The following is a 3,108-nucleotide window of genomic DNA, read 5'->3' on the forward strand; positions in this document are numbered from 1 at the left end:
AGCGGCGACAGCGCCAGAGCCGACAGCCCGAATGCCAGGCCGAGGCTGGCGAGCGACGCGCGGCGGAACAATAAGGACATACGATTAACTCCAATGGGGATAGCTAGAGCGGGATGGCTTCCAGACCAGCCGGATTGTGGCGGAATTTGGCACGGTCGACAGGGCGAGCGCGCCGTTGACATCGATTGAGCCCCCTCTTATCTGTCCAACGACTTTGCGTCCAGAACCGTTTTCCGGGCGCTTTTTGCGTTTGTCCGCGTTTCACGTGGATTTGATGGGGCCGTCGGCACCCGTCGCAACGACTTGGAATGCTATCGAAAGGACCATTGAATGGTCAGTTTTGGCGGTCTCGCCCGTAAGGTTTTCGGCTCCTCCAACGATCGTCGGATCAAGTCGACCCGCCCGCGCGTCGAAGCGATCAACGCCATGGAAAACGAGATGCGGGCGCTCTCCGACGCCGAGCTGACGGCCCGCACGGAAAAATTCCGCCAGGACGTCGCCAACGGCGCCACCCTCGATGATCTCCTGGTGCCGGCCTTCGCCACCGTGCGCGAGGCGGCGCGCCGCGTGCTCGGCATGCGCCCGTTCGACGTCCAGCTGATCGGCGGCATGGTGCTGCATAATGGCGGCATCGCCGAGATGCGCACCGGCGAAGGCAAGACGCTGGTCGCCACGCTGCCGGTCTATCTCAACGCGCTCGCCGGCAAGGGCGTCCATGTCGTCACTGTCAACGACTATCTTGCCACGCGCGACTCCGAATGGATGGGCCGCGTCTACAAATTCCTCGGCCTTACCGTCGGCGTCATCGTCCATGGCCTGTCGGACGAGCAACGCGCCGCCGCCTACGCCGCCGACGTCACCTACGCCACCAACAACGAGCTCGGCTTCGACTACCTGCGCGACAACATGAAATTCGAGCGCGCCCAGATGGTGCAGCGCGGCCACAGCTACGCGATAGTCGACGAGGTCGACTCCATCCTGGTCGACGAGGCGCGCACGCCGCTGATCATTTCCGGTCCGCTCGAGGACCGTTCGGAAATGTACAACACCATCGATGCCTTCATGCTGAAGCTCCAGCCGGCCGACTACGAGATTGATGAGAAGCAGAAGACCTCGATCTTCACCGAGGAGGGCACCGAGAAGCTGGAAAACCTTCTGCGCGACGCCGGCCTGCTCAAGGGCGAGTCGCTCTACGACGTCGAGAACGTCGCCATCGTCCACCACGTCAACAACGCCCTGAAGGCGCACCAGCTGTTCCAGAAGGACAAGGACTACATCGTTCGCAACGGCGAGATCGTCATCATCGACGAATTCACCGGCCGCATGATGCCGGGCCGCCGCTATTCGGAAGGCCTGCACCAGGCGCTCGAAGCCAAGGAGCATGTGGCGATCCAGCCGGAGAACCAGACGCTCGCCTCCGTGACCTTCCAGAACTATTTCCGCCTCTACAAGAAGCTCGCCGGCATGACCGGCACGGCGCTGACCGAGGCCGAGGAGTTCGGCAATATCTACGGCCTCGAAGTCACCGAGATCCCGACCAATCTGCCGGTGGTCCGTGTCGACGAGGACGACGAGGTCTACCGGACGGTCGAGGAGAAGTACAAGGCGATCGTCAAGGAGATCAAGGAAGCGCGCGAAAAAGGCCAGCCGACGCTGGTCGGCACGACCTCGATCGAGAAATCCGAGCAGCTGGCCGCGCGTCTGCGCAAGGAAGGTTTTAAGGAATTCGAGGTGCTGAACGCCCGCCACCACGAGCGTGAGGCGGCGATCGTCGCCCAGGCGGGAAAACCCGGCGCCATCACCATTGCCACCAACATGGCCGGCCGCGGCACCGACATCCAGCTCGGCGGCAATGCCGACATGCGCATCGCCGAGGAGCTTGGCGATATGCCGGCCGGCCCCGAGCGCGAAGCCAGGGAAAAGGCAATCCGCGACGACGTCGCCCGGCTGAAGGAAAAGGCGCTCGCCGCCGGCGGCCTCTACGTGCTCGCCACCGAACGCCACGAGTCGCGCCGCATCGACAACCAGTTGCGCGGCCGCTCGGGCCGGCAGGGCGATCCCGGCCGCTCAAAATTCTTCCTGTCGCTGCAGGACGATCTGATGCGCATCTTCGGTTCAGAGCGCATGGACGGCATGCTGCAGAAGCTTGGCCTCAAGGAAGACGAGGCGATCATCCACCCCTGGATCAACAAGGCGCTGGAAAAGGCGCAGAAGAAGGTCGAGGCGCGCAACTTCGACATTCGCAAGAACCTGCTGAAATATGACGACGTCTCGAACGACCAGCGTAAGGTGGTGTTCGAGCAGCGCCTCGAGCTGATGGACGGTGAAGGCCTGTCCGAGACCATCGCCGAGATGCGCGAGGGCGTCATCGAGGAGATCGTCGCCAAGAACATTCCCGAGAATGCCTATGCCGAGCAGTGGAACGTCGCTGGCCTCAAGGCCGAGGTCGCCGAATTTCTCAACCTCGACCTGCCCGTCGAGGACTGGGTCAAGGAAGAGGGCATTGCCGAGGACGATATCCGCGAACGCATCACCCAGGCCGCCGAGACTGCCGCGAAAGAACGTGCCGAGCGCTTCGGCCCCGACGTGATGACCTATGTCGAGCGCTCGGTGGTGCTGCAGACGCTCGATCACCTGTGGCGCGAGCACATCGTCAACCTCGATCATCTGCGCTCGGTCGTCGGCTTCCGCGGCTATGCCCAGCGCGACCCGCTGCAGGAATACAAGGGCGAGGCGTTCGAGCTGTTCCAGGCGATGCTCGGCAATCTGCGCCAGGCGGTCACCGCGCAATTGATGCGCGTCGAGCTGGTCCGCCAAGCCGCCGAAGCGCCGCCGCCCGAGGCGCCTGACATGTTCGGCAGCCATCTCGACGGCACCACCGGCGAGGACGATTTTAACGGTGGCGAGACCGGGCTTCTGGTCCGCCAGGAAACGAATGCCATCGTCGCCCCCGAAAACCGCGACCCGAAAAACCCCGCGACCTGGGGCAAGGTCGGCCGCAACGAAGCCTGCCCGTGTGGTTCGGGCAAGAAGTACAAGCATTGCCACGGCGCGTTTGCGTAAGCTTCTCTTCTCCCCGTCACTATACGGGGAGAAGGTGCCGGCAGG

1 protein-coding gene is annotated in these 3,108 nt (G+C 63.3%); it reads left to right on the forward strand.

The window, feature by feature from the left end; translation table 11 throughout:
- Nucleotides 1–330: 330 nt before the first annotated feature.
- The gene (secA, locus tag EOA78_RS35250) at nt 331–3,063 is read left to right on the forward strand and encodes a preprotein translocase subunit SecA (protein WP_127320304.1); all 2,733 of its coding nucleotides are present in this window, start codon (nt 331–333) and stop codon (nt 3,061–3,063) included.
- Nucleotides 3,064–3,108 lie beyond the last annotated feature (45 nt).

Source organism: Mesorhizobium sp. M5C.F.Cr.IN.023.01.1.1 (assembly GCF_003997585.1).
GTDB classification, from domain to species: Bacteria; Pseudomonadota; Alphaproteobacteria; order Rhizobiales; family Rhizobiaceae; genus Mesorhizobium; species Mesorhizobium wenxiniae.

Bases quoted from the DNA above. Each gene is read 5' to 3' on its own strand.
- secA (WP_127320304.1), top strand. From the start codon at position 331: ATGGTCAGTTTTGGCGGTCTCGCCCGTAAGGTTTTCGGCTCCTCCAAC.